Origin of the sequence: Streptomyces sp. Tu 2975, from assembly GCF_009832925.1 — a bacterium.
Lineage (GTDB): Bacteria > Actinomycetota > Actinomycetes > Streptomycetales > Streptomycetaceae > Streptomyces.
This window is the reverse complement of sequence record NZ_CP047140.1, coordinates 6,549,879-6,574,568: the sequence shown is the minus strand read 5'-3', so window position 1 is coordinate 6,574,568 and position 24,690 is coordinate 6,549,879. Positions and strand designations below refer to the sequence as shown.

General features: G+C 70.9%; 23 protein-coding genes. 1 reads left to right on the top strand and 22 read right to left on the bottom strand.

What is annotated here, in order from left to right; translation table 11 throughout:
• Nucleotides 1-2: 2 nt before the first annotated feature.
• From pyrF to pyrR, 8 genes are all read right to left on the bottom strand, one after another.
• Nucleotides 3-845, bottom strand: a complete 843-nt coding sequence (gene pyrF, locus GLX30_RS29285; protein WP_159693865.1) for an orotidine-5'-phosphate decarboxylase — start codon at nt 843-845, stop codon at nt 3-5.
• A complete protein-coding gene (locus GLX30_RS29280; protein WP_159693863.1) occupies nt 842-1,951 on the bottom strand; it encodes a quinone-dependent dihydroorotate dehydrogenase in 1,110 nt (369 codons plus the stop codon). The genes pyrF and GLX30_RS29280 overlap by 4 nt, the downstream gene beginning before the upstream one ends.
• 58 nt (nt 1,952-2,009) lie before the next feature.
• Nucleotides 2,010-5,318, bottom strand: coding sequence for a carbamoyl-phosphate synthase large subunit (gene carB / locus GLX30_RS29275; RefSeq protein ID WP_159693861.1), 3,309 nt, complete (start codon nt 5,316-5,318; stop codon nt 2,010-2,012).
• Nucleotides 5,311-6,462, bottom strand: coding sequence for a glutamine-hydrolyzing carbamoyl-phosphate synthase small subunit (gene carA, locus GLX30_RS29270; protein ID WP_159693859.1), 1,152 nt, complete (start codon nt 6,460-6,462; stop codon nt 5,311-5,313). The genes carB and carA overlap by 8 nt, the downstream gene beginning before the upstream one ends.
• Nucleotides 6,459-7,025: a hypothetical protein gene (locus GLX30_RS29265; protein WP_244258310.1), complete on the bottom strand. Its 567-nt coding sequence runs from the start codon at nt 7,023-7,025 to the stop codon at nt 6,459-6,461. The genes carA and GLX30_RS29265 overlap by 4 nt, the downstream gene beginning before the upstream one ends.
• On the bottom strand, nt 7,022-8,308 hold the full coding sequence (locus tag GLX30_RS29260) for a dihydroorotase (protein ID WP_159693857.1): 1,287 nt from the start codon (nt 8,306-8,308) through the stop codon (nt 7,022-7,024). The genes GLX30_RS29265 and GLX30_RS29260 overlap by 4 nt, the downstream gene beginning before the upstream one ends.
• A gap of 4 nt (nt 8,309-8,312) precedes the next feature.
• Nucleotides 8,313-9,296, bottom strand: coding sequence for an aspartate carbamoyltransferase catalytic subunit (locus tag GLX30_RS29255; RefSeq protein ID WP_159693855.1), 984 nt, complete (start codon nt 9,294-9,296; stop codon nt 8,313-8,315).
• Between the two features lie 89 nt (nt 9,297-9,385).
• Nucleotides 9,386-9,964: a bifunctional pyr operon transcriptional regulator/uracil phosphoribosyltransferase PyrR gene (gene pyrR, locus GLX30_RS29250; RefSeq protein ID WP_159693853.1), complete on the bottom strand. Its 579-nt coding sequence runs from the start codon at nt 9,962-9,964 to the stop codon at nt 9,386-9,388.
• 231 nt (nt 9,965-10,195) lie between these two features.
• Between pyrR and bldD the strand changes: the two genes are divergently transcribed.
• Complete coding sequence (gene bldD, locus GLX30_RS29245) at nt 10,196-10,696, top strand: transcriptional regulator BldD (RefSeq protein WP_005319862.1); 501 nt, start codon at nt 10,196-10,198, stop codon at nt 10,694-10,696.
• A 256-nt stretch (nt 10,697-10,952) separates the two neighbouring features.
• On the opposite strand, the gene nusB is transcribed toward bldD, so the two are convergent.
• From nusB to GLX30_RS29175, 14 genes are all read right to left on the bottom strand, one after another.
• Entirely contained in the window at nt 10,953-11,381 is a 429-nt protein-coding gene (gene nusB / locus GLX30_RS29240) for a transcription antitermination factor NusB (RefSeq protein WP_005319859.1), read from the bottom strand.
• Nucleotides 11,382-11,383: 2 nt separating this feature from the next.
• Complete coding sequence (gene efp / locus GLX30_RS29235; protein ID WP_005319856.1) at nt 11,384-11,950, bottom strand: elongation factor P; 567 nt, start codon at nt 11,948-11,950, stop codon at nt 11,384-11,386.
• A gap of 61 nt (nt 11,951-12,011) precedes the next feature.
• On the bottom strand, nt 12,012-13,118 hold the full coding sequence (locus tag GLX30_RS29230) for an aminopeptidase P family protein (RefSeq protein WP_159693851.1): 1,107 nt from the start codon (nt 13,116-13,118) through the stop codon (nt 12,012-12,014).
• Between the two features lie 410 nt (nt 13,119-13,528).
• The gene (locus tag GLX30_RS29225) at nt 13,529-14,404 is read right to left on the bottom strand and encodes a Pro-rich N-terminal domain-containing protein (RefSeq protein ID WP_159693849.1); all 876 of its coding nucleotides are present in this window, start codon (nt 14,402-14,404) and stop codon (nt 13,529-13,531) included.
• Nucleotides 14,405-14,571: 167 nt separating this feature from the next.
• Entirely contained in the window at nt 14,572-15,012 is a 441-nt protein-coding gene (locus tag GLX30_RS29220) for a type II 3-dehydroquinate dehydratase (RefSeq protein WP_159693847.1), read from the bottom strand.
• Nucleotides 15,009-16,103 carry a 3-dehydroquinate synthase gene (gene aroB / locus GLX30_RS29215; protein WP_159693845.1) on the bottom strand — a complete coding sequence of 365 codons (1,095 nt, stop codon included), beginning with the start codon at nt 16,101-16,103 and terminating at the stop codon, nt 15,009-15,011. The genes GLX30_RS29220 and aroB overlap by 4 nt, the downstream gene beginning before the upstream one ends.
• Nucleotides 16,100-16,615 carry a shikimate kinase gene (locus tag GLX30_RS29210; RefSeq protein WP_159693843.1) on the bottom strand — a complete coding sequence of 172 codons (516 nt, stop codon included), beginning with the start codon at nt 16,613-16,615 and terminating at the stop codon, nt 16,100-16,102. Before GLX30_RS29210 ends, aroB begins: the two co-directional genes overlap by 4 nt.
• Nucleotides 16,612-17,796 carry a chorismate synthase gene (gene aroC, locus GLX30_RS29205; RefSeq protein WP_159693841.1) on the bottom strand — a complete coding sequence of 395 codons (1,185 nt, stop codon included), beginning with the start codon at nt 17,794-17,796 and terminating at the stop codon, nt 16,612-16,614. The genes GLX30_RS29210 and aroC overlap by 4 nt, the downstream gene beginning before the upstream one ends.
• Before the next feature lie 175 nt (nt 17,797-17,971).
• Nucleotides 17,972-18,304, bottom strand: a complete 333-nt coding sequence (locus tag GLX30_RS29200) for a hypothetical protein (RefSeq protein WP_159693839.1) — start codon at nt 18,302-18,304, stop codon at nt 17,972-17,974.
• A 51-nt stretch (nt 18,305-18,355) separates the two neighbouring features.
• Nucleotides 18,356-19,204 carry a shikimate dehydrogenase gene (locus tag GLX30_RS29195; protein ID WP_159693837.1) on the bottom strand — a complete coding sequence of 283 codons (849 nt, stop codon included), beginning with the start codon at nt 19,202-19,204 and terminating at the stop codon, nt 18,356-18,358.
• Complete coding sequence (mltG, locus tag GLX30_RS35950) at nt 19,204-20,955, bottom strand: endolytic transglycosylase MltG (RefSeq protein ID WP_159693835.1); 1,752 nt, start codon at nt 20,953-20,955, stop codon at nt 19,204-19,206. The genes GLX30_RS29195 and mltG overlap by 1 nt, the downstream gene beginning before the upstream one ends.
• 155 nt (nt 20,956-21,110) lie before the next feature.
• Nucleotides 21,111-21,575, bottom strand: coding sequence for a Holliday junction resolvase RuvX (gene ruvX, locus GLX30_RS29185; protein WP_244258309.1), 465 nt, complete (start codon nt 21,573-21,575; stop codon nt 21,111-21,113).
• Nucleotides 21,576-21,592: 17 nt separating this feature from the next.
• Nucleotides 21,593-24,277, bottom strand: a complete 2,685-nt coding sequence (gene alaS / locus GLX30_RS29180; protein WP_159693831.1) for an alanine--tRNA ligase — start codon at nt 24,275-24,277, stop codon at nt 21,593-21,595.
• Nucleotides 24,277-24,690 carry a DUF6167 family protein gene (locus GLX30_RS29175; protein ID WP_159693829.1) on the bottom strand — a complete coding sequence of 138 codons (414 nt, stop codon included), beginning with the start codon at nt 24,688-24,690 and terminating at the stop codon, nt 24,277-24,279. Before GLX30_RS29175 ends, alaS begins: the two co-directional genes overlap by 1 nt.

Below are 24,690 nucleotides of genomic sequence, written 5' to 3'. Positions count from 1 at the left end.
CGTCAGACCGAGGCGACCGCCGCGCGGATCTCATCGGCGAAGCGAGCGGCCGACTCGCGCAGCCCCCGCACGTCCGGTCCGTGCCGAAGGACACCGCGGCTGACGCTCGGCACCACATTGCGGACGGCCGCGCCGAAGACCCCGGGGAGGTCCGCCGGCGTCGCGCCCTGGGCGCCGATGCCGGGGGCCAGCAGCGGCCCGTTGATGTCGAGGTCCACGCCCGCGTCGCCGAGTGTCGCGCCCACTACCGCGCCGACCGGTCCGAGGGGCTGCGCCCCGGCGTTCTCCGCGGCCATGTGGTCGAGCATCACCTGGGCCAGCGACTTCCCGCCGGCCGCGGTCGAGCGCTGCACCTCCGCGCCCTCCGGGTTGGAGGTGAGCGCCAGGACGAACACACCGCAGCCGCTCAGCACGGCCTGGTCCAGGGCCGGGCGCAGCGATCCGAAGCCCAGGTACGGGGAGACGGTGACGGCGTCGGAGAACAGCGGGGAGTCCTTGCGGAGGTAGGTCTCCGCGTACGCGCCCATGGTCGAGCCGATGTCGCCCCGCTTGGCGTCCATCAGGACCAGCGCACCGGCCGCTCGCGCCTCCGCCACGGCCTTCTCCAGCACGGCGATGCCGCGTGAGCCGAAGCGCTCGAAGAACGCCGACTGCGGCTTGAGGACGGCGACCCGGTCGGCGAGCGCCTCGACCGTGGTGCGGGTGAACCGCTCGAGACCGTCGACGTCGTCGTTCAGCCCCCAAGCGGTGAGCAGCGAGGCGTGCGGGTCGATGCCGACACACAGCGGGCCGCGGGTGTCCATGGCGTGGCGCAGCCGTGCGCCGAAGGTTTCCGGGAGGGTCATGAAGCGGCCTTTCGCGTCTCGGCGCCGACGGCCTCGGCGAGGGTGGCGTAGGGGCTCGCGGCGAGGCGCGCGGCGAGGCCCTTGTGGATGGCGCGGGCGTAGCAGGGGCCCTCGTAGATGAAGGCGCTGTAGCCCTGGACGAGGGTGGCGCCGGCGAGGATGCGCTGCCAGGCGTCCTCGGCGTTCTCGATGCCGCCGACGCCGACGAGGGTGATGCGGTCGCCCACACGGGCGTACAGGCGGCGCAGGACCTCCAGGGAACGCTCCTTGACGGGCCGGCCGGACAGCCCGCCGGTCTCCTTGACCAGCTCGGCAGAGGACTTCAGGCCGAGGCCCTCGCGCGCGATGGTGGTGTTCGTGGCGATGATGCCGTCCAGGCCCAGCTCCAGGGCGAGGTCGGCGACGGCGTCCACGTCCTCGTCCGCGAGGTCGGGGGCGATCTTGACCAGCAGCGGTACACGGCGGTCCGTCACGGTGCTGTCGGCGGCCTCGCGCACGGCGGTCAGCAGCGGGCGCAGCGACTCGGTGGCTTGGAGGTTGCGCAGGCCGGGGGTGTTCGGCGAGGAGACGTTGACGACGAGGTAGTCGGCGTGGGCGGCCAGGCGCTCGGTGGAGGTCACGTAGTCGCCGACCGCCTCCTCCTCCGGGACCACCTTGGTCTTGCCGATGTTGACGCCGACGACCGTGCGGAAGATCTCGCGGCGGGCCGCGAGCCGCTCGGCCACGGCGGCCGAGCCGTCGTTGTTGAAGCCCATCCGGTTGATCAGGGCGCGGTCGGGGACGAGCCGGAAGAGGCGCTTCTTGGGGTTGCCGGGCTGCGGCTGCGCCGTGACGGTGCCGATCTCGACGTGGTCGAAGCCGAGCATCGACATGCCGTCGACGGCGACGGCGTTCTTGTCGAAGCCGGCCGCGAGACCGAAGGGGCCGTGCATCCGCAGGCCGAGCGCCTCGATGCGCAGTTCCTTGTAGCGGGGCGCCAGGAACGCGGCGGCGAAGGTACGCAGGACGGGGACGCGGACCGCGAGCCGGATCCATCGGAAGGCGAGGTGGTGGGCCTGCTCCGGGTCCATCCGCTTGAAGACCAGGTCGAAGAAGAACTTGTACATGGGAAGTGGTGTCCTCATGAGGAGGGGGACACCGTTTCCGGTGTCCCCCTCGTCGTTGCTAGTCGCGGGCCGCGGTCAGGTGTTCCGCGTGTTCCTGCAGTGAACGGACGCCGACGTCACCGCGGTTGAGCGCGTCGATGCCCTGGACGGCGGCGGCGAGCGCCTGCACCGTCGTCAGGCACGGGACGCCCCGCGCGACGGCGGCGGTGCGGATCTCGTAGCCGTCGAGGCGGCCGCCGGTGCCGTAGGGGGTGTTGACGATGAGGTCGACCTCACCGTCGTGGATCAGCTGGACGATGGTCTTCTCACCGCCCGGCCCCTCACCTTCCGACTGCTTGCGCACCACGGTCGCGTTGATGCCGTTGCGCTTGAGGACCTCGGCGGTCCCCGAGGTGGCCAGCAGCTCGAAGCCGTGGGCGACCAGCTCGCGGGCCGGGAAGATCATCGAGCGCTTGTCGCGGTTGGCCACGGAGACGAACGCGCGGCCCTTGGTGGGCAGCGGGCCGTACGCGCCGGCCTGCGACTTGGCGTACGCCGTGCCGAAGACCGTGTCGATGCCCATGACCTCGCCGGTGGAGCGCATCTCCGGGCCGAGGACGGTGTCCACGCCGCGGCCGTGCACGTCACGGAAGCGCGACCACGGCATGACGGCCTCCTTGACGGAGATCGGCGCGTCGAGCGGCAGGGTGCCGCCGTCGCCGTTCTTCGGCAGCAGGCCCTCCTCGCGCAGTTCGGCGACGGTGGCGCCGAGCGAGATGCGGGCGGCGGCCTTGGCGAGCGGGACCGCGGTCGCCTTCGAGGTGAAGGGCACGGTCCGGGAGGCACGCGGGTTGGCCTCGAGGACGTAGAGGATGTCGCCGGCCATCGCGAACTGGATGTTGATCAGTCCGCGCACGCCGACACCCTTGGCGATGGCCTCGGTGGAGGCGCGCAGGCGCTTGATGTCGAAGCCGCCGAGCGTGATCGGGGGCAGGGCGCAGGCCGAGTCGCCGGAGTGGATGCCGGCCTCCTCGATGTGCTCCATCACGCCGCCGAGGTAGAGCTCGGTGCCGTCGTAGAGGGCGTCGACGTCGATCTCGATGGCGTCGTCGAGGAAGCGGTCGACCAGCACCGGGCGGGTCGGGGAGATCTCGGTGGACTCGGCGATGTACGCCTCGAGGCGCGCCTCATCGTACACGATCTCCATGCCGCGGCCGCCGAGCACGTACGACGGGCGGACCAGGACCGGGTAGCCGATCTCGTCGGCGATGGCCTTGGCGCCCGCGAAGGTGGTGGCGGTGCCGTGCTTCGGCGCCGGGAGACCGGCCTCGGCGAGCACCCGGCCGAACGCGCCGCGGTCCTCAGCGGCGTGGATGGCCTCCGGCGGGGTGCCGACGACCGGGACGCCGTTGTCCTTGAGCGCCTGGGCCAGGCCCAGCGGGGTCTGGCCGCCGAGCTGGACGACGACACCGGCGATCGGGCCGGCCAGCGACTCGGCGTGCACGATCTCCAGCACGTCCTCGAGCGTCAGCGGCTCGAAGTACAGGCGGTCGGAGGTGTCGTAGTCGGTGGAGACGGTCTCCGGGTTGCAGTTGACCATCACGGTCTCGTACCCGGCGTCGTGCAGCGCGAAGGAGGCGTGGACGCAGGAGTAGTCGAACTCGATGCCCTGGCCGATGCGGTTCGGACCGGAGCCGAGGATGATCACGGCGGGCTTGGTGCGCGGCGCGACCTCGGACTCCTCGTCGTAGGACGAGTAGAAGTACGGGGTGCGGGCGGCGAACTCGGCGGCGCAGGTGTCGACCGTCTTGTAGACCGGGCGGATGCCGAGCGCGTGGCGGACCTCGCGCACGACGTCCTCGCGCAGGCCGCGGATCTCGGCGATCTGGGCGTCGGAGAAGCCGTGGCGCTTGGCGTCGGCGAGCAGCTCGGGGTCGAGCTTCTCCGCGGCCGCGAGCTCGTCCGCGTGCTCCTTGATCAGGAACAGCTGGTCGACGAACCACGGGTCGATCTTCGTCGCGTCGAAGACCTCCTCCGGGGTGGCTCCGGCGCGGATGGCCTGCATGACGGTGTTGATCCGGCCGTCGGTGGGGCGGACCGCCTCCCGCAGCAGCTCGTCCTTGTCGCCGGTCTCACCGGTGAAGGCGAACTGGCTGCCCTTCTTCTCCAGCGAGCGCAGGGCCTTCTGCAGCGCCTCCGTGAAGTTCCTGCCGATGGCCATGGCCTCGCCGACGGACTTCATGGTCGTGGTGAGGGTGGCGTCGGCCGAGGGGAACTTCTCGAACGCGAACCGCGGCGCCTTGACGACGACGTAGTCGAGGGTCGGCTCGAAGGAGGCCGGGGTCTTCTCGGTGATGTCGTTCGGGATCTCGTCCAGCGTGTAGCCGACGGCGAGCTTCGCGGCGATCTTGGCGATCGGGAAGCCGGTGGCCTTGGACGCGAGCGCCGAGGACCGCGAGACACGCGGGTTCATCTCGATGACGATGATCCGGCCGTCGTCCGGGTTCACCGCGAACTGGATGTTGCAGCCACCGGTGTCGACGCCGACCTCGCGGATGATCGCGATGCCGATGTCCCGCAGCCGCTGGTACTCGCGGTCGGTCAGCGTCATCGCCGGGGCGACGGTGATCGAGTCGCCGGTGTGGACGCCCATCGGGTCGAAGTTCTCGATGGAGCAGACGACCACGACGTTGTCGTGCTTGTCGCGCATCAGCTCCAGCTCGTACTCCTTCCAGCCGAGGATGGACTCCTCGAGGAGCACTTCGGTGGTCGGCGAGAGGGTGAGGCCCTGGCCGGCGATGCGGCGCAGCTCCTCCTCGTCGTGGGCGAAGCCGGAGCCGGCGCCGCCCATGGTGAAGGAGGGGCGGACGACGACGGGGTAGCCGCCGAGCGTCTCTACGCCCTTGAGGACGTCGTCCATGGAGTGGCAGATCACGGACCGGGCGGACTCGCCGTAACCGATCTTGGCCTTGACGGCCTCGACGACGCCCTTGAAGAGGTCGCGGTCCTCGCCCTTGTTGATCGCCTCGACATTGGCGCCGATCAGCTCGACGCCGTACTTCTCCAGCACACCCTGCTCGTGCATGGAGATGGCGGTGTTGAGCGCGGTCTGGCCGCCGAGGGTGGGCAGCAGCGCGTCGGGGCGCTCCTTGGCGATGATCTTCTCGACGAACTCGGGGGTGATCGGCTCGACGTAGGTGGCGTCGGCGATCTCCGGGTCGGTCATGATCGTCGCCGGGTTGGAGTTCACCAGGATGACGCGAAGGCCCTCTGCCTTGAGGACGCGGCAGGCCTGGGTGCCGGAGTAGTCGAACTCGGCGGCCTGGCCGATGACGATCGGGCCGGAGCCGATGACCAGGACGGACTGGATATCGGTGCGCTTAGGCACGCTCGGCCTCCATCAGGGCGGTGTTCATCAAAGACGTGAAGCGGTCGAAGAGGTACGCGGCGTCGTGCGGGCCGGCGGCCGCCTCGGGGTGGTACTGGACGCTGAAGGCGGGCTGGTCGAGCAGCCTCAGCCCCTCCACGACGTTGTCGTTGAGGCAGACGTGGGAGACCTCCGCGCGTCCGTAGGGTGTCTCGGAGACCTTGTCGAGAGGGGCCTCGACGGCGAATCCGTGGTTGTGAGCGGTGACCTCGACCTTGCCGGTCGTGCGGTCCTGCACGGGCTGGTTGATGCCGCGGTGGCCGTACTTCAGCTTGTAGGTGCCGAAGCCGAGGGCGCGGCCGAGCAGCTGGTTCCCGAAGCAGATGCCGAACAGCGGCGTCCTGCGCTCCAGCACCGCCTTGATGACGGTCAGGTCGGCGGTGGCCGGGTCGCCCGGGCCGTTGGAGAGGAAGACTCCGTCGGGGTTCACGGCGTAGACGTCCTCCGCGGTGGCCGTGCCGGGCAGGACATGGACCTCTATGCCGCGCTCCGCCATGCGGTGCGGCGTCATGCCCTTGATGCCCAGGTCGAGCGCGGCGACGGTGAACTTCTTCTCGCCGATCGCCGGGACGACGTACGCCTCGGTGGTGGCGACCTCCGCGGAAAGGTCGGCACCCTTCATCTCGGGCGCTTCGAGGACCCGGGCGAGCAGCGTGGCGTCGTCCGCCAGGGCGTCACCGGAGAAGATGCCGACGCGCATCGCGCCGCGCTCACGCAGGTGGCGGGTGAGGGCGCGGGTGTCGATGCCGCTGATGCCGACGACGCCCTGGGCCTCCAGTTCGTCGTCGAGGGTGCGGCGGGAGCGCCAGTTCGAGGGGATACGGGCGGGGTCGCGCACGACATAGCCGGCGACCCAGATCTTCTTCGACTCGTCGTCCTCGTCGTTGACGCCGGTGTTGCCGACGTGCGGCGCGGTCATGACCACGACCTGGCGGTGGTACGACGGGTCCGTCAGCGTCTCCTGGTAGCCCGTCATGCCGGTGTTGAACACCGCCTCGCCGAAGGTCTCCCCCACGGCCCCGTAAGCACGGCCGCGGAAGGTGCGGCCGTCCTCCAGGACGAGTACGGCGGGAGCTTTGGCGGCTCCCCGGGTGGAGGTCGTCATCGTGCGGTGCCTTCCGTCGTCTTGATCATGTGTGTCAGGGTGTCGACCCACTCGCTCTGCCCGGCCGCGTGGTCGGAGCGGAAGCCGGAGTCGATCAGCTTGTCGCCGTGCGCCCAGGTGACGATCAGCAGACCGCCCTCCGCGAGGACCTTGCCGGCGATGCCCTTGTCGAGCCGGGCCTCGCGCAGTGCCTGGACCGGTACGAAGAAGTCCTGCGCGCCGGGACGTACCACGGCCAGTCCCGCGTCGGTGAGCGTGAGCTCGACGCGGCTGCGGGTGCCGAGTCCGTGGGCGACGATCCGGTCGAGCCACTGCCCGGCGGTGGTGGAGCCGTGGTAGCGGCCCGTCATCGTCAGTCTGGCCTCGCCGGGCTCCGCGGGCGCGGTGGGCAGCTCGGGCAGGTCCGACTGGAGGCTGCCGCGCCACTTCCATCCCTGGCGCATCAGCCAGTAGACGAACGCGACGAAGGCCAGCAGTCCGACGACCCAGCCGATGCGGGCGGCCCAGTCCGTCACCTCCGCCGACTTCTGCTCGGCGGCCAGAATCATCAGTGCAGGTGTCACGCCAGCTTCCCGTCCACAACCGTTGCCCGGCCCCGCAGGAAGGTGTGCGTGACGCGTCCCGGCAGCTCACGGCCCTCGTACGGGGTGTTGCGGCTGCGGGAGGCGAAGCCCGCGGGGTCCACCGCTCCACGGTATGCCGGATCGACCAGGGTGAGGTTCGCGGGCTCACCAGCCGAGACGGGCCGTCCGTGGCCCTTGGCCCCGCCGATGACCGCGGGCTTGAAGGACATCCGGTCGGCGACGCCGGCCCAGTCGAGCAGTCCCGTCTCGACCATCGTCTGCTGGACGACGGACAGCGCGGTCTCCAGGCCGACCATGCCCATGGCGGCGGCGGCCCACTCGCAGTCCTTGTCCTCGTGCGGGTGGGGGGCGTGGTCGGTGGCGACGATGTCGATCGTGCCGTCGGCGAGCGCCTCACGCAGCGCCATGACGTCGCGCTCGGTGCGAAGCGGCGGGTTGACCTTGTAGACCGGGTTGTACGAGCGGACCAGTTCGTCGGTCAGCAGCAGGTGGTGCGGGGTGACCTCGGCGGTGACGTCGATGCCGCGGGACTTGGCCCAGCGCACGATCTCGACGGAGCCGGCGGTGGAGAGGTGGCAGATGTGGACGCGGGAGCCGACGTGCTCGGCGAGGAGGACGTCGCGGGCGATGATCGACTCCTCCGCGACGGCCGGCCAGCCGCCGAGTCCGAGCTCGGCGGAGACGATGCCCTCGTTCATCTGGGCGCCCTCGGTGAGGCGGGGCTCCTGGGCGTGCTGGGCGATGACGCCGCCGAAGGCCTTCACGTACTCCAGCGCGCGCCGCATCATCACGGCGTCGTCGACGCACTTGCCGTCGTCGGAGAAGACGGTGACGCCGGCCGCGGACTCGTGCATGGCACCGAGCTCGGCGAGCTTCTTGCCTTCGAGGCCGACGGTGACCGCGCCGATGGGCTGGACGTCGCAGTAGCCGGACTCCTTGCCGAGCCGGTAGACCTGCTCCACCACGCCGGCGGTGTCGGCGACGGGGAAGGTGTTGGCCATGGCGAACACGGCCGTGTAACCGCCGCTCGCCGCGGCGCGGGTGCCGGTGAGGACCGTCTCGGAGTCCTCACGGCCCGGCTCGCGCAGGTGGGTGTGCAGGTCGACCAGGCCCGGCAGCAGGATCTGCCCCTGGGCCTCGATCACGGTCGCGTCGCCGGCCTCGAGGCCGGTGCCGACACGCTCGACGGTCGCGCCGTCGATCAGTACGTCCTGGGGCTCGCCGCCGAGTACCTTCGCACCGCGGATCAGGGTCTTGCTCATCGTCTTACTTCTCCTCGGTACGGGTGTTCGTGGTGGGGGCGTCGGACTCGTTGCCGCCGAGCAGCAGGTAGAGCACCGCCATGCGGATCGACACGCCGTTGGCGACCTGCTCGATGACGGTGCAGCGGGGCGAGTCGGCGACCTCGGCGGTGATCTCCATGCCGCGGACCATCGGCCCCGGGTGCATCACGATCGCGTGCTCCGGCATCCGCGCCATCCGCTCGCCGTCCAGGCCGTAGCGCCGGGAGTACTCGCGCTCGGTGGGGAAGAACGCGGCGTTCATCCGCTCGCGCTGGACGCGCAGCATCATCACCGCGTCGGACTTGGTCAGGGTCGAGTCCAGGTCGTAGGAGACCTCGCAGGGCCAGGTCTCCACGCCGACCGGCACCAGGGTCGGCGGGGCGACGAGGGTGACCTCGGCGCCGAGGGTGTGCAGCAGGTCCACGTTGGAGCGGGCGACCCGGCTGTGCAGTACGTCGCCCACGATCGTGATGCGCCTGCCGGCCAGGTCCTGCCCGATCCCGTCGTCCTTGCCGACGAGGCGGCGGCGCATCGTGAAGGCGTCGAGCAGGGCCTGGGTCGGGTGCTGGTGGGTGCCGTCGCCGGCGTTGATGACGGGGGCGTCGATCCAGCCGGAGTTGGCGAGGCGGTAGGGAGCGCCGGACGCGCCGTGCCGGATGACGACGGCGTCGACGCCCATCGCCTCCAGCGTCTGGGCGGTGTCCTTCAGAGACTCGCCCTTGGAGACGGACGAGCCCTTGGCCGCGAAGTTGATGACGTCGGCGGAGAGGCGCTTCTCGGCGGCCTCGAAGGAGATCCGGGTGCGGGTGGAGTCCTCGAAGAAGAGGTTGCAGACGGTACGGCCGCGCAGGGCGGGAAGCTTCTTGATCGGCCGGTCGGCGACCCGGGCCATCTCCTCTGCGGTGTCGAGGATGAGGACGGCTTCGTCGCGGGTGAGGTCGGCGGCCGAGATGAGGTGACGCATCATCGGAGGGTTTCTCCAGGTCTGTGGAGGTTTGCGAGGCATGCGGGCGCGCGGAAGGGCACGCCGTACGAATGGGTGGCCGTACGGGGGCGCTAGCGCTCCGCGGCGGGGGCGGTCTCCCGCACACCGAGCAGGACGGTGTCGCGGCCGTCCTCCTCCGAGAGCTGGACCTTGACCGTCTCGCGCAGCGAGGTGGGGAGGTTCTTGCCGACGTAGTCGGCGCGGATGGGCAGCTCGCGGTGGCCCCGGTCGACCAGGACGGCGAGCTGCACGGCCCGGGGCCGGCCGAGGTCGCCGAGGGCGTCGAGCGCGGCGCGGATGGTGCGGCCGGAGAAGAGCACGTCGTCGACGAGGACGACGAGACGGCCGTCGATGCCGTCACCGGGGATCTCGGTGCGGGCCAGCGCACGGGCGGGCTTCATCCGCAGGTCGTCGCGGTACATGGTGATGTCGAGGGAGCCGACCGGGATCTTGCGGCCGGTGATGCCTTCGAGCTTCTGGGCGAGCCGGCGGGCCAGATACACACCGCGGGTCGGGATGCCGAGGAGAACCACGTCGTCGGCGCCCTTGGCGCGCTCGACGATCTCATGGGCGATACGGGTCAGTACCCGCGCGATGTCGGGGCCTTCGAGAACGGGCCTGGCGGCATCGGAACTACTGGAAGCGTCCATAGGAAACGGACCTCCTTCTCCGCCTCACGGGACGGACCTTAAAGGACGTCGGAATTGCGCGCTCCACGTTACCAGGGCTTGATGGATGAACTGATCCGGGTCCCCCGGCCGCCGGCCGGAACCGGTCCGGACCCATTCGGCTTGACTCATCCAAGTAACGCTGCGTAACCTCACAGTGAGTTACCAGCCACGCGGCGGAGCCGCACGTCGTCACTGCGTCCGGGGAGCTATATGTCCAGCGAATACGCAAAACAGCTCGGGGCCAAGCTCCGCGCCATCCGCACCCAGCAGGGGCTGTCCCTCCACGGCGTCGAGGAGAAGTCGCAGGGCCGCTGGAAGGCCGTTGTCGTGGGTTCCTACGAGCGCGGCGACCGTGCCGTCACGGTGCAGCGCCTCGCCGAGCTGGCGGACTTCTACGGCGTCCCGGTGCAGGAACTGCTGCCCGGCACCACGCCCGGCGGTGCCGCCGAGCCGCCGCCGAAGCTCGTGCTCGACCTGGAGCGCCTGGCGCACGTCCCCCAGGAGAAGGCCGGCCCCCTCCAGCGGTACGCGGCGACGATCCAGTCGCAGCGCGGCGACTACAACGGCAAGGTGCTGTCGATCCGCCAGGACGACCTGCGCACCCTGGCCGTGATCTACGACCAGTCGCCGTCGGTCCTGACCGAGCAGCTCATCAGCTGGGGTGTGCTGGACGCGGACGCGCGCCGTGCGGTGGCGCACGAGGAGAGCTGACCCGGAGCTCCGCCGCACTTCTGAAAAAACGTCACGCCGGAGGGCGGGGCCGGATTCCACCGGCCCCGCCCTCCGGCGTTCCGGCCCCCGGGCATTCCTCGGGTCCGCTCCCCCGCGACCCCGGCGCGGCTGACACCGCAGGCGCCACGCCCCCGCCCGGCCTGCCTGCCTGCCTGCCTGCCGGGAAAACACCAGGCCCGGGGCGGAAGACTCTCGTCTTCCGCCCCGGGCCTGGTGAAACCGACCGGGACGCGGATCAGTCGCGTCGAAGGCTCGGCTTGAGGTCCTTGAAACGGCCCAGCAGGCCGTTCACGAAGGCCGGAGACTCGTCCGTGGAGAACTCCTTGGCGAGCTGCACCGCCTCGTCGATCACCACCGCGTCAGGGGTCTCGTCCTTCCAGACCAGCTCGTACGCGCCGAGCCGGAGGATGTTCCGGTCCACGACCGGCATGCGGTCGATGGTCCATCCGACGGCGTAGGTGGCGATGAGCTCGTCGATGCGGTCCGCGTGCTCCGCGTACCCCTCGACGAGGTCCATCGTGTACTCGGCGACCGGCGGCTGCCGCTCGTCGGTACGGGCGTGCCGGACCCAGTCCGCGAGGACCGTGTGCACGGTCGCCCCGCGCTGGTCGGCCTCGAAGAGGATCTGAAAGGCGCGCTTGCGGGCCTTGTTACGGGCAGCCACGGTTAGCTGTTCACCCGGCCGAGGTAGTCGCCCGAGCGGGTGTCGACCTTGATCTTCTCACCAGTGGTGATGAAGAGCGGGACCTGGATCTCGTAGCCGGTCTCCAGGGTGGCGGGCTTGGAACCACCGGTGGAACGGTCGCCCTGCACGCCGGGCTCGGTGTGCTGGACGGTCAGCTCGACGGCGGCCGGGAGCTCCACGTAGAGCACCTCGCCCTCGTGCTGCGCGACGCTGGCGGTGAAGCCCTCGATGAGGAAGTTCGCGGCGTCGCCGACCTGCTTGCGGTCGACCATCAGCTGGTCGTAGGTCTGCATGTCCATGAAGACGAAGTACTCGCCGTCCATGTAAGAGAACTGCATGTCGCGGCGGTCGACGGTGGCCGTCTCGACCTTCACGCCGGCGTTGAAGGTCTTGTCGACGACCTTGCCGGAGAGCACGTTCTTGAGCTTGGTGCGCACGAAGGCCGGGCCCTTGCCGGGCTTGACGTGCTGGAACTCGACGACGGACCAGAGCTGGCCTCCGTCGAGCTTGAGCACCATGCCGTTCTTGAGGTCGTTCGTGGAAGCCACGGTTGCGGAATCTCCTGGACTGACGCTGGGTGGACGACCAAGTCTTTCGCACCGCGGCTCGCTACAGCGCGAGCAGCTCCTTGGTCGTGATGGTGAGTAGCTCGGGTCCGCCGTCCGCCTCCTGGCGCACGACGAGCGTGTCATCGATCCGGACCCCGCCCCGGCCCGGGAGGTGGACCCCCGGTTCGACGGTGACCGGCACACAAGCGTCCAGTTTACCCATGGCCGCAGGGGCGAGCTGCGGGTCCTCGTCGATTTCGAGCCCGACACCGTGCCCGGTACGGGGCGGGAGCTCCTCACCGTGGCCCGCGACATCCAGGATCTGCCGTGCCGCGTGATCGACGTCGCGGTACGCGGTCCCGGGGAGCAGGGCCTCCCGGCCGGCCCGCTGAGCGGCGAAGACGAGCTCGTAGAGCTCGATCTGCCAGTCGGCCGGAGTCGTGCCGATCACGAAGGTACGGCCGATCTCGCACCGGTAGCCGCGGTAGTTCGCGCCGAGGCAGACGGAGAGGAAATCACCCTCCTCCACGCGCCGGTCACCCGGACGGTGTCCAGTTCGCCCCGAGTTCGGGCCTGTGGCGACAGAGGTCGCGAACGCGGGGCCGTCGGCGCCGTGGTCGACCAGACGACGTTCCAGCTCGAGGGCGAGATGCCGCTCGGTGCGGCCCACGAGGATGGACTCGAGCAGTTCCCCGAGGGCCTGGTCGGTGATCTCCGCCGCGATACGCAGACAGGCGATCTCGTCCTCGTCCTTGACGATCCGCTGCTGCTCGACGGCGAGCCCGAGATCGGCGAGGCGCAGCCGGGGCGCGACCGATCCGAGCGCACGGTGCCGGGCGACCGTCAGATGGTGCTCCTCGACGGCCAGCGACTCGACGCCCTCCGTACGCGCCAGCTCGGCGGCGGCGACCGCCGCGTCGCCGGCGGACGTCTGCATGACGACGAGCCGCAGCCCCTCGTCGGGGCGGCCGTCGGCGGGATCGCCGGTCGGCGTGCGGGGACAGACGAGCACGTCGTCGGCGGGACCGAGGAGCAGCACAGCGCCGGGCGGAGCCCCTCCGGCGAGATAGCGGACGTTCGCGGGCCGGGAGATCAGGGCCGCCGCGCTGCCGGTAGCGGCGCATCGATCGCGCAGTCGGCCACGACGAACCCCATACACCTCAGACATTCTTCGAGCGTACGAGCGCGGGAGGCTGCGGGCCCGGTGACGCGGCCGAGCGGGTCCGGCCGGCGGAACGCGTTCCGCCGGCCCTACGGCAGCGAAAGTCCCCGCGGCCCTATGGCAGCGGGGAAGTCCCCCACTTCCCCGAGCCGGGCGCCGCACGGCCTCGCACCGCGCTCCGTGGGGCGCTTCGGGGGCTCCCCCCTGCGCCCGGCGGGCCCACGCCTCACACTCCCCTACGGCCGGGCGTACCCGCAGCGAGGCCGGACAGCTCCCGCCGGGCGCCGTGCGAAGGCTCCTCTGCCGCCGTGGGCCGATGCGGAACGCCCGCCCGGCGTTGGAACCTCAGCCGCCGCAGGGGGCGCGAAAGCCCACCGGGCCGCGGTCCGTGACGCATCGGGCACAGCCCGCCCCGCCTACCAGCTCGGGGGGCTCGCGATCGCTCGCGCGAGCACGTCGTCGAGGACGCGCGCCGTCGTCTCCACGTCGTACTTCGAGTTGTCGATGATCGGCAGGCCGGACCCGTACCACCCGGCCATCCGCCCGTGGATGCCGGCGACCTCCTCGTCCGAGAGGCGCCGGTTACCGCTGCGCTCCGCGTTGCGTTCGAGGACGATCTCGAGGCCCGGCAGGAGCACCACGGGCAGCAGGCCGGGGCCGACGTGGCGCTTCCAGCCGCCGAGGCCGACGGCGGGACGGTCGGGGAAGACCGCGTCGTCGAGGATGCAGGAGATGCCGTTGGCCAGGAAGTTGCGGGCGGCGAAGCCGCAGGTGCGGCGAGCGAGGCGGTACTGGGCCTCGGAGTTGTCGTTCCAGCCGGACTGTGGGTCGGCGAAGCCGGAGCACACCCATTCCCGGACGTCGTCGAGGCTGATGTGCGCCGTCGGCACCCGCCGGTGGTCGGCCCAGTGGCGGGCCACCGTGGTCTTTCCCGCGCCGGCCGGGCCGATCAGGAGCACGGCGAGCATGGCGGTGCCTGTGCCGCTGTCCGCCGGGGGCGGGGCGGGTATGGGGACCAGCCCGCCGGGCGGGAGCTGGATGTGGCCCGTCGTCTCACGGGAGGGTTGCGGCGGGGCGCCGTGCGGTGCCGGGCCGGGCGGGCCAGGAGGCGTCACGGGCCCCGGAGAGCCTTGCGGGGGTGGCGGAGGCCCGGCAGGCGCCGCGGGCGGCGGTGGCGGCCCCGCGGGAAGCCCCGGGCCGGGGCCCGGGTGCTGCGCACCGTGCATCCATCCGGTCGGTCCCCGCCCCGGTCCGTGGGGCGGCGGCAGCGGAGCCCCCACTGCGTGCTGCATCCGGTGCCACTCCGTCTCGTACGACTGACGTTCTGTCGGACGGCCGACGGCCGCCGTGCTACCGAACGGTACCCTCCCGGTGCCGCCCGGATGTGCGACCGGGCCCGGCCGCCGTAGCGACAACGGTCCGGGGCGGCTAGAAGTGCCCCGCTCCACCCGTCGGCCCGTCAGCCGCCGACTTCCTCCGCCAGCGCGCGCAGCGCGAGCCGGTAGGAGCCGATGCCGAAGCCGGCCACCGTGCCACTGGCGACCGCGGCCACCACAGAGGTGTGGCGGAACGCCTCGCGCGTGTACGGGTTGGAGATGTGCACCTCGATGAGCGGGGCCGTGCGCTGAGCGGCGGCGTCGCGCATCCCGTACGAGTAGTGCGTGAACGCACCGGGGTTGAGAACGACCGGAATTGAACCGTCCGCGGCCTCGTGCAGCCAGCGGATCATCTCGCCCTCGTCGTTCGTCTCGCGCACGTCGACGTCGAAACCGAGCTCCTTGCCGAGGGTTCGGCAGGTGTCCACCAGACCGGCGTAGGAGGTCGCGCCGTAGACGTCCGGCTCGCGGGAGCCGAGGCGGCCGAGGTTGGGGCCGTTGAGCACGAGCACCCGGCGGGTCATGCGGAGACCTCGCCGTAGGCGGCGAGCAGGACGGCCGGGTCGGGCCCTTCGAGAACGGTCGGCTTTCCGAGGCCGTCGAGGACGATGAAGCGCAGCAGGTTGCCGCGGGACTTCTTGTCGACCTTCATGGTCTCCAGCAGCTTGGGCCACTGGTCGCCGCGGTAGGTCAGCGGGAGTCCGACGGACTCGAGGACCGTGCGGTGCCGGTCGGCGGTCGCGTCGTCCAGCCGCCCGGCGAGGCGGCCGAGTTCGGCGGCGAAGACCATGCCGACGGAGACGGCCGCGCCGTGCCGCCACTTGTAGCGCTCGTTCTTCTCGATGGCGTGCGCGAGGGTGTGCCCGTAGTTCAGGATCTCGCGGAGTCCGGACTCCTTGAGGTCGCTGGAGACGACGTCGGCCTTGACCTGGATGGAGCGCACGATCAGCTCGGCCGTGTGCGGACCGGCGGGTGTGCGGGCGCCCTGCGGGTCGGCCTCGACGAGGTCGAGGATGACCGGGTCGGCGATGAAGCCGGCCTTGATGATCTCCGCCATGCCGCTGACGTAGTCGTTGACCGGCAGCGAGTCCAGCGCCGCCAGGTCGCACAGCACGCCGGCGGGCGGGTGGAACGCGCCGACGAGGTTCTTGCCCTCCGCGGTGTTGATGCCGGTCTTGCCGCCCACGGCCGCGTCGACCATGGCGAGCACGGTGGTGGGCACGGCGATCCAGCGCACGCCGCGCAGCCAGCTGGCCGCGACGAACCCGGCGAGGTCGGTCGTGGCGCCGCCGCCGACGCCGACGATGACGTCGGTGCGGGTGAACCCGGTCTGGCCGAGCGCCTTCCAGCAGTACGCCGCGACCTCGACGGTCTTGGCCTCCTCCGCGTTCGGCACCTGGATCGCGACGGCCTCGTAGCCCTGATCGGCGAGGTCCGCGCGCAGCGCCTCACCGGTCTCCGCGAGCGCCTCGGGGTGGAGCACCGCCACCCGCTGGGCCCTGGTCCCGATCAGGCCCGGCAGTTCGCCGAGCAACTGCCGGCCGACCAGCACCTCGTACGGGTCCGTACCGGCCGTTCCGCCGATCTGGATACGGGTCACTGCCTGGTCAGTCATGCGTCCTTCAGCTCCAGTGCGTCGAGGACCGCCTGTGCGACCTCTTCGGGGGTCCGGTCGTCGGTGGCCACGACGACGCGGGCCACTTCGTTGTAGAGGGGCCGGCGGGCGTCCATCAGCTCGCGCCACTGCCGGCGGGGGTTGACGGCGAGCAGCGGACGGGCCGCGTTGAGCCCGACGCGCTTCACCGCCTCCTCCACGTCCATCGACAGGTAGGCGACGGGCAGGCCGGTGAGCAGCTCGCGGGTCCCCTCGTCGAGGATCGCGCCGCCCCCGAGGGCGAGTACGCCCGGGTGCTCCGCGAGGGCGGACCGGACGGCCGCACGCTCGAGGTCACGGAAGTGGTCCTCGCCGTCCTCGACGAAGATGTCGGAGATCTCGCGGCCCTCGGCGGCGACGATGTCCGCGTCGGTGTCCCGGAAGGCCACGCCGAGCCGGCCGGCGAGGAGCTCGCCGACCGTGGACTTGCCCGAGCCCATCGGCCCGACGAGGACGATCAGCGGGGCGCTCATCGGATGTGCAGGTTGTCGAGGTACGAGCGGACGTTGCGGCGGGTCTCCGTGACGCTGTCGCCGCCGAACTTCTCCGCGACGGCGTCGGCGAGGACCAGCGCCACCATCGCCTCGGCGACGATGCCCGCGGCGGGCACGGCGCAGACGTCGGAGCGCTGGTGGTGGGCGGCCGCGGGCTCGCCGGTCTCGACGTCGATGGTGCGCAGGGCGCGCGGCACGGTCGCGATCGGCTTCATCGCGGCGCGGACGCGCAGCAGCTCACCGGTGGACATGCCGCCCTCGGTCCCGCCGGACCGGCCGGACGTGCGGCGGATGCCCTCGTCGGTGGACACGATCTCGTCGTGCGCCTTGGAACCGGGCACGCGGGCCAGGTCGAAGCCGTCGCCGACCTCGACGCCCTTGATGGCCTGGATGCCCATGAGGGCGGCGGCGAGACGCGCGTCGAGCCGGCGGTCCCAGTGGACGTGCGAGCCGAGGCCGACCGGCACGTTGTACGCGAGGACCTCCACGACGCCGCCGAGGGTGTCGCCGTCCTTGTGGGCCTGGTCGATCTCGGCGACCATCGCCTTGCTCGCGTCGGCGTCCAGGCAGCGGACCGGGTCGGCGTCCAGGCGCTCCTCGTCGGCGGGGACGGGAACGACACCGTACGGGGCCTTGGCCGCGGCCAGCTCGACCACGTGGGAGACGATCTCGATGCCCGTCGTCTCCTTCAGGTAGGAGCGGGCCACCGCGCCCAGCGCGACCCGGGCCGCCGTCTCGCGGGCGCTCGCGCGCTCCAGGATCGGGCGGGCCTCGTCGAGCGCGTACTTCTGCATACCGGCAAGGTCGGCGTGACCGGGCCGGGGGCGTGTCAGCGGGGCGTTACGGGCCAGCTGGGCGAGCTCGTCGGGGTCGACGGGGTCGGCCGCCATGACCTTCTCCCACTTCGGCCACTCGGTGTTGCCGACCATGACCGCCACCGGCGAGCCCATGGTCAGGCCGTGGCGCACGCCGCCGATGAAGGTGACCTCGTCGCGTTCGAACTTCATCCGGGCACCGCGACCGTAACCGAGGCGCCGCCTCGCGAGGTGGTCCGCCACCATGTCGGTGGTGATCGGCACACCGGCGGGAAGACCCTCCAGCGTCGCCACCAGTGCGGGTCCGTGCGACTCGCCCGCGGTCAGCCAACGCAACCTGCTCAACGGTGCTCCTCATGCTCGCGCGTGGAACTGCGACGGCTCGGCCTGGGGGAACCTCCCGGCAGCGGCCGGGGAGGCGCGGCCCTGGCCCGCCTCCCCCGATCCTCCCACGGCCGCGCCCCGCGCCCGGCCACCGGTCCACCTGGCGGACGCCCGTGCGCAGTCGGTCCCGAGCCGGTCAGTCGCCGTCGCGGCGCTGCTGCGGCGCGTACGTCCCCAGGAAGTCGGCGCCGCTGGACTGCTGCGGAGCCTGCTGTACCTGCTGCGCGGGGGCGTACGGGCCGAGGAAGTCCGCGCCGCTGCCCTGGTTGCCGGCCGCCACGGGCACCGGCTGCGGGTTGCGCGCGGCACGGCGCCGGGCGATCTTCCTGCGGATCGAGGCCGCCCAGCCGAGGACGACCAGCAGGACGATCAGGCACAGAATCGGGATCTGCAGCCAGTCGGGCAGGAACGAGACGATGCCCTCGAAGATGTTCTTGGCGATCGACGCCTGCGGCTGACCGGTTTCCATGGCCGGACTCCCCCTGTGCTGTTGACGTGCTCCTGATCGAACGCGCCGATCCTAGCGGGCTTCGAGCGCGTGTTGACCAGCGGTACGCATCTCCCGCAGCGGCGCGGGTGAGCGGCCCGTCATCTGCTCGACCTGGAACACCGCCTGGTGCACCAGGAGGTCGAGACCGCCCACGACGCTGCCGCCGTTCTTCGACCAGGCCGCCGCCAGGGCCGTCGGCCACGGGTCGTACAGCACGTCGAAGAGGGTGCCGGGCGCGACAGGGACGGCGGCCGCGAGGGCGTCGGTCGTGCCGGCGGGCGTGGTGGCGATCACGAGGGGCGCGTGCAGTGCCTCGGCCGCGTCCGACCAGTCGGCGGTGCGGACGTCGACGCCCAGTCGCTCGCCCCAGCCGCGCATCTCCGCGGCCCGCGCCTCGCTGCGCACATACGCGGTCACCCGGCCGTTGCAGACGCGGGCCAGAGCGGCGACGGCGGAGGACGCGGTGGCCCCGGCGCCGAGGATCGCGGCGGAGTCCACCTCCTCGACACCTCGCTCACGCAGCGCCGCGACCATGCCGGGGATGTCGGTGTTGTCGCCGACCCGGCGGCCGTCGCCGGTGAACACGACGGTGTTGACGGCCTCGACGGAGGCAGCGGTGTCACTGATCCCGTCGAGAAGCGGGATGATCGCCCGCTTGAGCGGCATCGTCAGCGACAGGCCTGCCCACGACGCGTCGAGCTCCGCGACGAAGCCCGGCAGCGCCGCCTCGTCGACCTCGAACCGGTCGTAGGACCAGTCGCCGAGGCCGAGTTCGGCGTAGGCGGCGCGGTGCAGCACCGGGGACAGCGAGTGCGCGATGGGCGAGCCGAGGACCGCCGCCCGGTGACGGGACGGAGAGGGATCGGGGGACGGCGCCATCAGTTGCCCCGCGAGTCGTTGAACTTGTCCACCAGCTTCTGGTGCTCGGCGAGTGTCTTCGCGAACTCTGTCTTGTTCATGCCGTCCGTCGCCACGAAGTACAGCCAGCCGTCGTCCGTCGGGTTGAGGGCCGCCGTCAGGGCCTCGTTCCCGGGGTTGCTGATGGGCCCCGGCGTCAGACCCCTCTGGGTGTACGTGTTGTACGGGTCCTGGTTGCTGTTGATCTCGTCCTCAGAGATGTCGATCTTGCTCTGACCCTTGAGGTAGTTGAAGGCGGAGTCGAACTGGAGCAGCTGGTTGGTCTCGGTGTTCTCGGGCTTGAGACGGTTGTAGATGACCTCGGACATCTTGCGGAAGTCGTCTTCCGTCTTCCCCTCGACCTGGACCAGGCTGGCGAGGGTGAGCAGCTCCCACGGACTTTCGAGGCCGAGGCCCTTGGCCTTGGACTCCAGGCCGGCCTTCTCGTACTCCTGGTTGGCCCGGGCGACCATCTTCTTGAGGATCGCCTCCGGCTTGTCGCCCCGCGAGACCGGGTAGGCGGCCGGGAAGAGGAAGCCCTCGAGCGGGTCCTTGACGTCCTTGTGGTTCTTCGCCCAGTCGGGCAGCCCGAGGTTGTCGGCCCTGGTCTCCGCGACCGACTCCGTCGTTCCCGGCTTGAGTTTGAGCTTCTTGTCGATCGACGTGTAGACCGCGGCGTTGCGGGTGCCCTCGGGGATCGTCAGGTTGTTGCGGCTGGCGGGGTTGAGCATCGACTCGACCGCGCTCTCGGCCGACTGCTCCTTCTTCAGGAGGTAGACGCCGTCCTGGATGGTGGGGCCCTTGGGGTTCTTCGTCTGTGCGGAGACGAACGCCTCGACGCTCTTGACGACCCCCTTCTCCTTGAGGATGCCGCCGATCTCGTAACCGCCGGCGCCCTTGGGGATGGTCACCTCGACCGTTTCCGCGACACCCGTGCCGGAGAAGTCGGGAGCCTCGCCGAACTGGCCCTGCCAGAACTGGTATCCGAAGTATCCGACGGCGCCGAGGCCGCCCGCGAGGACCGCCGCGACCACCAGGCAGGCCAGGCCGTTGCGGCCGCCCTTCTTCTTGGTCTTCGGCTTCCCGCGGCGGTCGCGGCCGCCATCGTCGCCGCCGCCACGCGCTTCGTCGTCGTAGCCGTCGTCCTCGTCACGGCCGTCGTCGCCGGTGAAGAAGGGGTGGGTCTCCTCCTTCGCGGCTTCGGCGTCCCAGTCGGTGGCCGGCTCCGGCTCGGCGCGACGCCGGGCAGGCGGCTGCGGCGGCGGGTAGGCGTCGGGGGTGCCGTAGTAGTCGGCTTCCTGGCGGGTGGTGTATCCGGCGGGCTCGCCGCCGTAGGTTGCCGACGGGTCGGTGCCGTACGGCACCGCGGAGTGCTGACCGGTGTCCCAGCCGCCGCCGTCGTAGGGCTGTTGCTGCTGGTTCTGAGGCTGCTGCCCGTAGGGGTCCTGGTACTGCTGCTGACCGCCCTGCCGGTACGGGTCGTGGTACTGGCCCTGCCCCGTGTCGTACTGACCCTGCCCCGTGTCGTACTGACCCTGCCCGGTGTCGTACTGGCCCTGGCCGTACTGGTCCTGCCCGTACTGGTACTGCTGGCCCTGCTGGCCCTGCTGGCCCTCCTGGTACTGCTGACCCTGCTGGTACTGGTCCTGCGGATACTGCTGCTGCGGTTCGCCGGCGTACGGAGCATGACCGGCCGCGGGCTGCTGTCCTCCCCACCCCTGGTCCCCGTACAAAGGGTCCTCAGGGTGCCACGGTTCGGAGCCGGGCCCCGGCCATACTCAGTCATCGATCCCCTAGGGCCGCGAGACGGCGCGGAACGTTCCGCCTCTTTTCTGTGCGGCGGCTGTTCGAACACCGCCGCATCGCGCGGAACGTTACCGTATCGCGATCAGACAATCGGTTCGACGCCCTCACCCGGGGCATTGCCCGACGCCCGTTCGGACTCCAGAGCGTTCTGAAGAATCACCACAGCGGCAGCCTGGTCGATGACGGACCTGCCCTTTTTGGACTTCACGCCCGAAGCGCGGAGTCCCTGAGTGGCCGTCACTGTGGTCATCCTCTCGTCGACCAACCGGACGGGCACCGGCTTGACGCCTTGTGCGAGCGTCTGTGCGAAGCCCCGGATCTTCTTGGCCGCCGGCCCTTCCCGCCCGCTGAGGGAACGGGGCAGGCCGACCACGACCTCGATGGGCTCGTACTCCTCCACCAGTTGGCGCAGCCGCCGGTGGGCGGCCGGGACGTCACGTCCCGGGACGGTCTCCACCGGCGTGGCGAGGAGCCCGTCGGGGTCGCACGAGGCGACCCCGATCCGGGCGTCCCCGACGTCGATCGCGAGGCGACGTCCGCGGCGCATCTGCGGCCTCTCCTCGGTCACGCGGTCTCGGCGACGAGGCGCTCGACGGCGGCCACGGCGTCGCCGATGGCGTCCGGGTTCTGGCCGCCGCCCTGGGCGACGTCCGGCTTGCCGCCTCCGCCACCGCCCAGCGTCTTGGCGGCGGTACGGACCAGGTCGCCGGCCTTGAGGCCGCGCTCGCGGGCGGCCTCGTTGGTGGCGATGACCGTGAGCGGACGGCCGTTGGCCGTCGTGAACACGGCCACGACGGCCGGACGGTCGCCCGCCCCCGACATCTGATTCAGCCGGCCGCGCACGTCGAGGACCAGCTTGCGCAGGTCGTCGGCGGACGTGCCGTCCGGGACGGTGCCCGTGACCAGGGCGACGCCGCGGACGTCCTTGGCGCCCTCGGCGAGCCCGGCGGCGGCGCCGAGCACCTTCTCCGCGCGGAACTTCTCGATCTCCTTCTCGGCGTCCTTCAGCTTGCCGAGCATGGCGGCGATCTTCTCCGGCAGTTCCTCGGAGCGGCCCTTGACCAGCTCCTGGAGCTGGGCGACGACCGTGTGCTCCTTGGCGAGGAAGTTGTACGCGTCGACGCCGACGAGGGCCTCGACCCGGCGCACGCCGGAGCCGATGGAGGACTCGCCGAGCAGCTTCACCAGGCCCAGCTGGGCGGTGTTGTGGACGTGCGTGCCGCCGCACAGCTCCTTGGAGAAGTCGCCGATGGTCACGACGCGGACCCGCTCGCCGTACTTCTCGCCGAACTCGGCGATGGCGCCCTGCTTCTTGGCCTCGTCGATGCTCATGACCTCGGCGTGCACGTCGAGTTCACGGGCGAGGACCTCGTTGATCTTCTGCTCGACGTCGGTGAGGACCGTGCCGGGGACGGCGTTCGGCGAGCCGAAGTCGAAGCGGAAGCGGCCCGGGGAGTTCTCCGAGCCGGCCTGGGCGGCCGTCGGGCCGAGAGCGTCGCGCAGGGCCTGGTGCGTCAGGTGGGTGGCGCTGTGGGCGCGGGCGATGGCCCGGCGGCGGCGCACGTCGATGACGGCATAGGCGGAGGAGCCGACGGTGACCTCGCCCACCTGGACGACGCCCTTGTGGACGCTGACGCCCGGGACCGGCTGCTGCACGTCGCGGATCTGGATGACGGCGCCCGAGTGCAGCTTGATCCGACCCTGGTCGGCGAGCTGACCGCCGCCCTCGGCGTAGAACGGCGTGCGGTCCAGGACGACCTCGACCTCGTCACCCTCGGAGGCGGCCGGGGAGGAGACGCCGTCGACCAGCAGGCCGACGACGGTGGACTCGCCCTCGGTGGCGGTGTAGCCGGTGAACTCGGTGTTGCCCGAGGTGTCGGCGATCTCGCGGTAGGCCGTGAGGTTGGCGTGGCCGGTCTTCTTGGCCTTGGCGTCGGCCTTGGCCTTGTCCCGCTGCTCCTTCATCAGGCGGCGGAAGCCGTCCTCGTCCACGGTCAGGCCCTGCTCGGCGGCCATCTCGAGGGTGAGGTCGATGGGGAAGCCCCAGGTGTCGTGGAGCAGGAACGCCTTGTCGCCGGGCAGGACGGTGCTGCCCTTGGCCTTGGTCTCCGTGACCGCGGTGTCGAGGATGTTGGTGCCGCTCTTGAGGGCCTTGAGGAAGGCGGCCTCCTCGGCGAGGGCGACGGTCTCGATCCGCTTGCGATCGGTGATCAGCTCCGGGTACTGCTGCCCCATGGTGTCGATCACGACGTCGACGAGGTCCTTCACGACCGGGCCGGTGGCGCCCATGAGCCGCATGTTGCGGATGGCGCGGCGCATGATGCGGCGCAGCACGTAGCCGCGGCCCTCGTTGCCGGGGGTGACGCCGTCGCCGATGAGCATCGTGGAGGTGCGGATGTGGTCGGCGACCACACGCATGGAGACGTCGGACTCGTGCTTGTCGCCGTAGCGGACGCCGGTCAGCTCGGTGGCCTTGTCCATGACGACGCGCAGGGTGTCGGTCTCGTACATGTTCTGCACGCCCTGCAGGATCATGGCGAGACGCTCGAGGCCGAGACCGGTGTCGATGTTCTTGCTCGGCAGGTCCCCGAGGATCGGGAAGTCCTCCTTGCCGTCGCCGGCGCCGCGCTCGTACTGCATGAAGACCAGGTTCCAGATCTCCACGTAGCGCTCGTCGTTGACGGCGGGGCCGCCCTCGGGGCCGAACTCGGGACCGCGGTCGTAGTTGATCTCGGAGCAGGGTCCGCAGGGGCCGGGGACGCCCATCGACCAGAAGTTGTCCTTCTTGCCGAGGCGCTGGATGCGCTCGGCGGGCACGCCGATCTTCTCGCGCCAGATCTGTTCGGCCTCGTCGTCGTCGAGGTAGACGGTGATCCAGAGCTTCTCCGGCTCGAGGCCGTAACCGCCCTTGTCCTGGGGGCTGGTGAGCAGCTCCCAGGCGAGCTCGATGGCGCCTTCCTTGAAGTAGTCGCCGAAGGAGAAGTTGCCGCACATCTGGAAGAACGTGCCGTGCCGGGTGGTCTTGCCGACCTCTTCGATGTCCGGCGTGCGCACGCACTTCTGCACGCTGGTCACGCGCGGGGCGGGCGGCTTGACCTCACCGAGGAAATACGGCTTGAAGGGGACCATGCCCGCGGGGACGAGGAGCAGAGTCGGGTCGTCCGCGATGAGCGACGCCGAAGGCACGACGGCGTGCCCGCGCTCCTCGAAGAAGCTCAGCCAGCGGCGGCGGATTTCAGCCGACTCCATCAGTGGTCCTCATTCCGGTTGTACGAATGCTCGCCGTGCGGCTCTTCGCCGTGCGGCTGCTCGGTGTTCGAATGCTTGGGGTACGACTTCCCGCCCGGCTTCCCGCCGTGCAGGTAGGTGATCTGCGCGGGCTCCCCACGCCCGACCGCCGCCCGTCCCCGCTGGGCCGGCAGCTCGCCGTCGACGGGGGCGTGCAGCCCCAGCACCTCGGCGAGTTCACCCTCGCGCTGCACCATCCCGGCGCGGACGTCGAGTGCGAAGTCCTTGAGCCTGTGGCCCGCGTCGACGGCCTTGTTCGCGGCCTGCGCGGCAAGGCTCTCCGGGGTGAGCTGCTTGAGCTTGCGGTTGACCTTGGTGGTGGCCCATACGCCGGCTGCTGCGCCGGCGGTGAACCAGAACGTGCGGCGGAACAT

Excerpts from the sequence above, each read along its gene's own strand:
- pyrF (WP_159693865.1), bottom strand. The coding sequence starts at position 845 with ATGACCCTCCCGGAAACCTTCGGCGCACGGCTGCGCCACGCCATGGAC.
- GLX30_RS29280 (WP_159693863.1), bottom strand. The coding sequence starts at position 1,951 with ATGTACAAGTTCTTCTTCGACCTGGTCTTCAAGCGGATGGACCCGGAG.
- carA (WP_159693859.1), bottom strand. The coding sequence starts at position 6,462 with ATGACGACCTCCACCCGGGGAGCCGCCAAAGCTCCCGCCGTACTCGTC.
- GLX30_RS29260 (WP_159693857.1), bottom strand. The coding sequence starts at position 8,308 with ATGAGCAAGACCCTGATCCGCGGTGCGAAGGTACTCGGCGGCGAGCCC.
- GLX30_RS29255 (WP_159693855.1), bottom strand. The coding sequence starts at position 9,296 with ATGATGCGTCACCTCATCTCGGCCGCCGACCTCACCCGCGACGAAGCC.
- pyrR (WP_159693853.1), bottom strand. The coding sequence starts at position 9,964 with ATGGACGCTTCCAGTAGTTCCGATGCCGCCAGGCCCGTTCTCGAAGGC.
- bldD (WP_005319862.1), top strand. The coding sequence starts at position 10,196 with ATGTCCAGCGAATACGCAAAACAGCTCGGGGCCAAGCTCCGCGCCATC.
- GLX30_RS29230 (WP_159693851.1), bottom strand. The coding sequence starts at position 13,118 with ATGTCTGAGGTGTATGGGGTTCGTCGTGGCCGACTGCGCGATCGATGC.
- GLX30_RS29225 (WP_159693849.1), bottom strand. The coding sequence starts at position 14,404 with ATGCAGCACGCAGTGGGGGCTCCGCTGCCGCCGCCCCACGGACCGGGG.
- GLX30_RS29220 (WP_159693847.1), bottom strand. The coding sequence starts at position 15,012 with ATGACCCGCCGGGTGCTCGTGCTCAACGGCCCCAACCTCGGCCGCCTC.
- aroB (WP_159693845.1), bottom strand. The coding sequence starts at position 16,103 with ATGACTGACCAGGCAGTGACCCGTATCCAGATCGGCGGAACGGCCGGT.
- GLX30_RS29210 (WP_159693843.1), bottom strand. The coding sequence starts at position 16,615 with ATGAGCGCCCCGCTGATCGTCCTCGTCGGGCCGATGGGCTCGGGCAAG.
- GLX30_RS29200 (WP_159693839.1), bottom strand. The coding sequence starts at position 18,304 with ATGGAAACCGGTCAGCCGCAGGCGTCGATCGCCAAGAACATCTTCGAG.
- GLX30_RS29195 (WP_159693837.1), bottom strand. The coding sequence starts at position 19,204 with ATGGCGCCGTCCCCCGATCCCTCTCCGTCCCGTCACCGGGCGGCGGTC.
- ruvX (WP_244258309.1), bottom strand. The coding sequence starts at position 21,575 with ATGCGCCGCGGACGTCGCCTCGCGATCGACGTCGGGGACGCCCGGATC.
- alaS (WP_159693831.1), bottom strand. The coding sequence starts at position 24,277 with ATGGAGTCGGCTGAAATCCGCCGCCGCTGGCTGAGCTTCTTCGAGGAG.
- GLX30_RS29175 (WP_159693829.1), bottom strand. The coding sequence starts at position 24,690 with ATGTTCCGCCGCACGTTCTGGTTCACCGCCGGCGCAGCAGCCGGCGTA.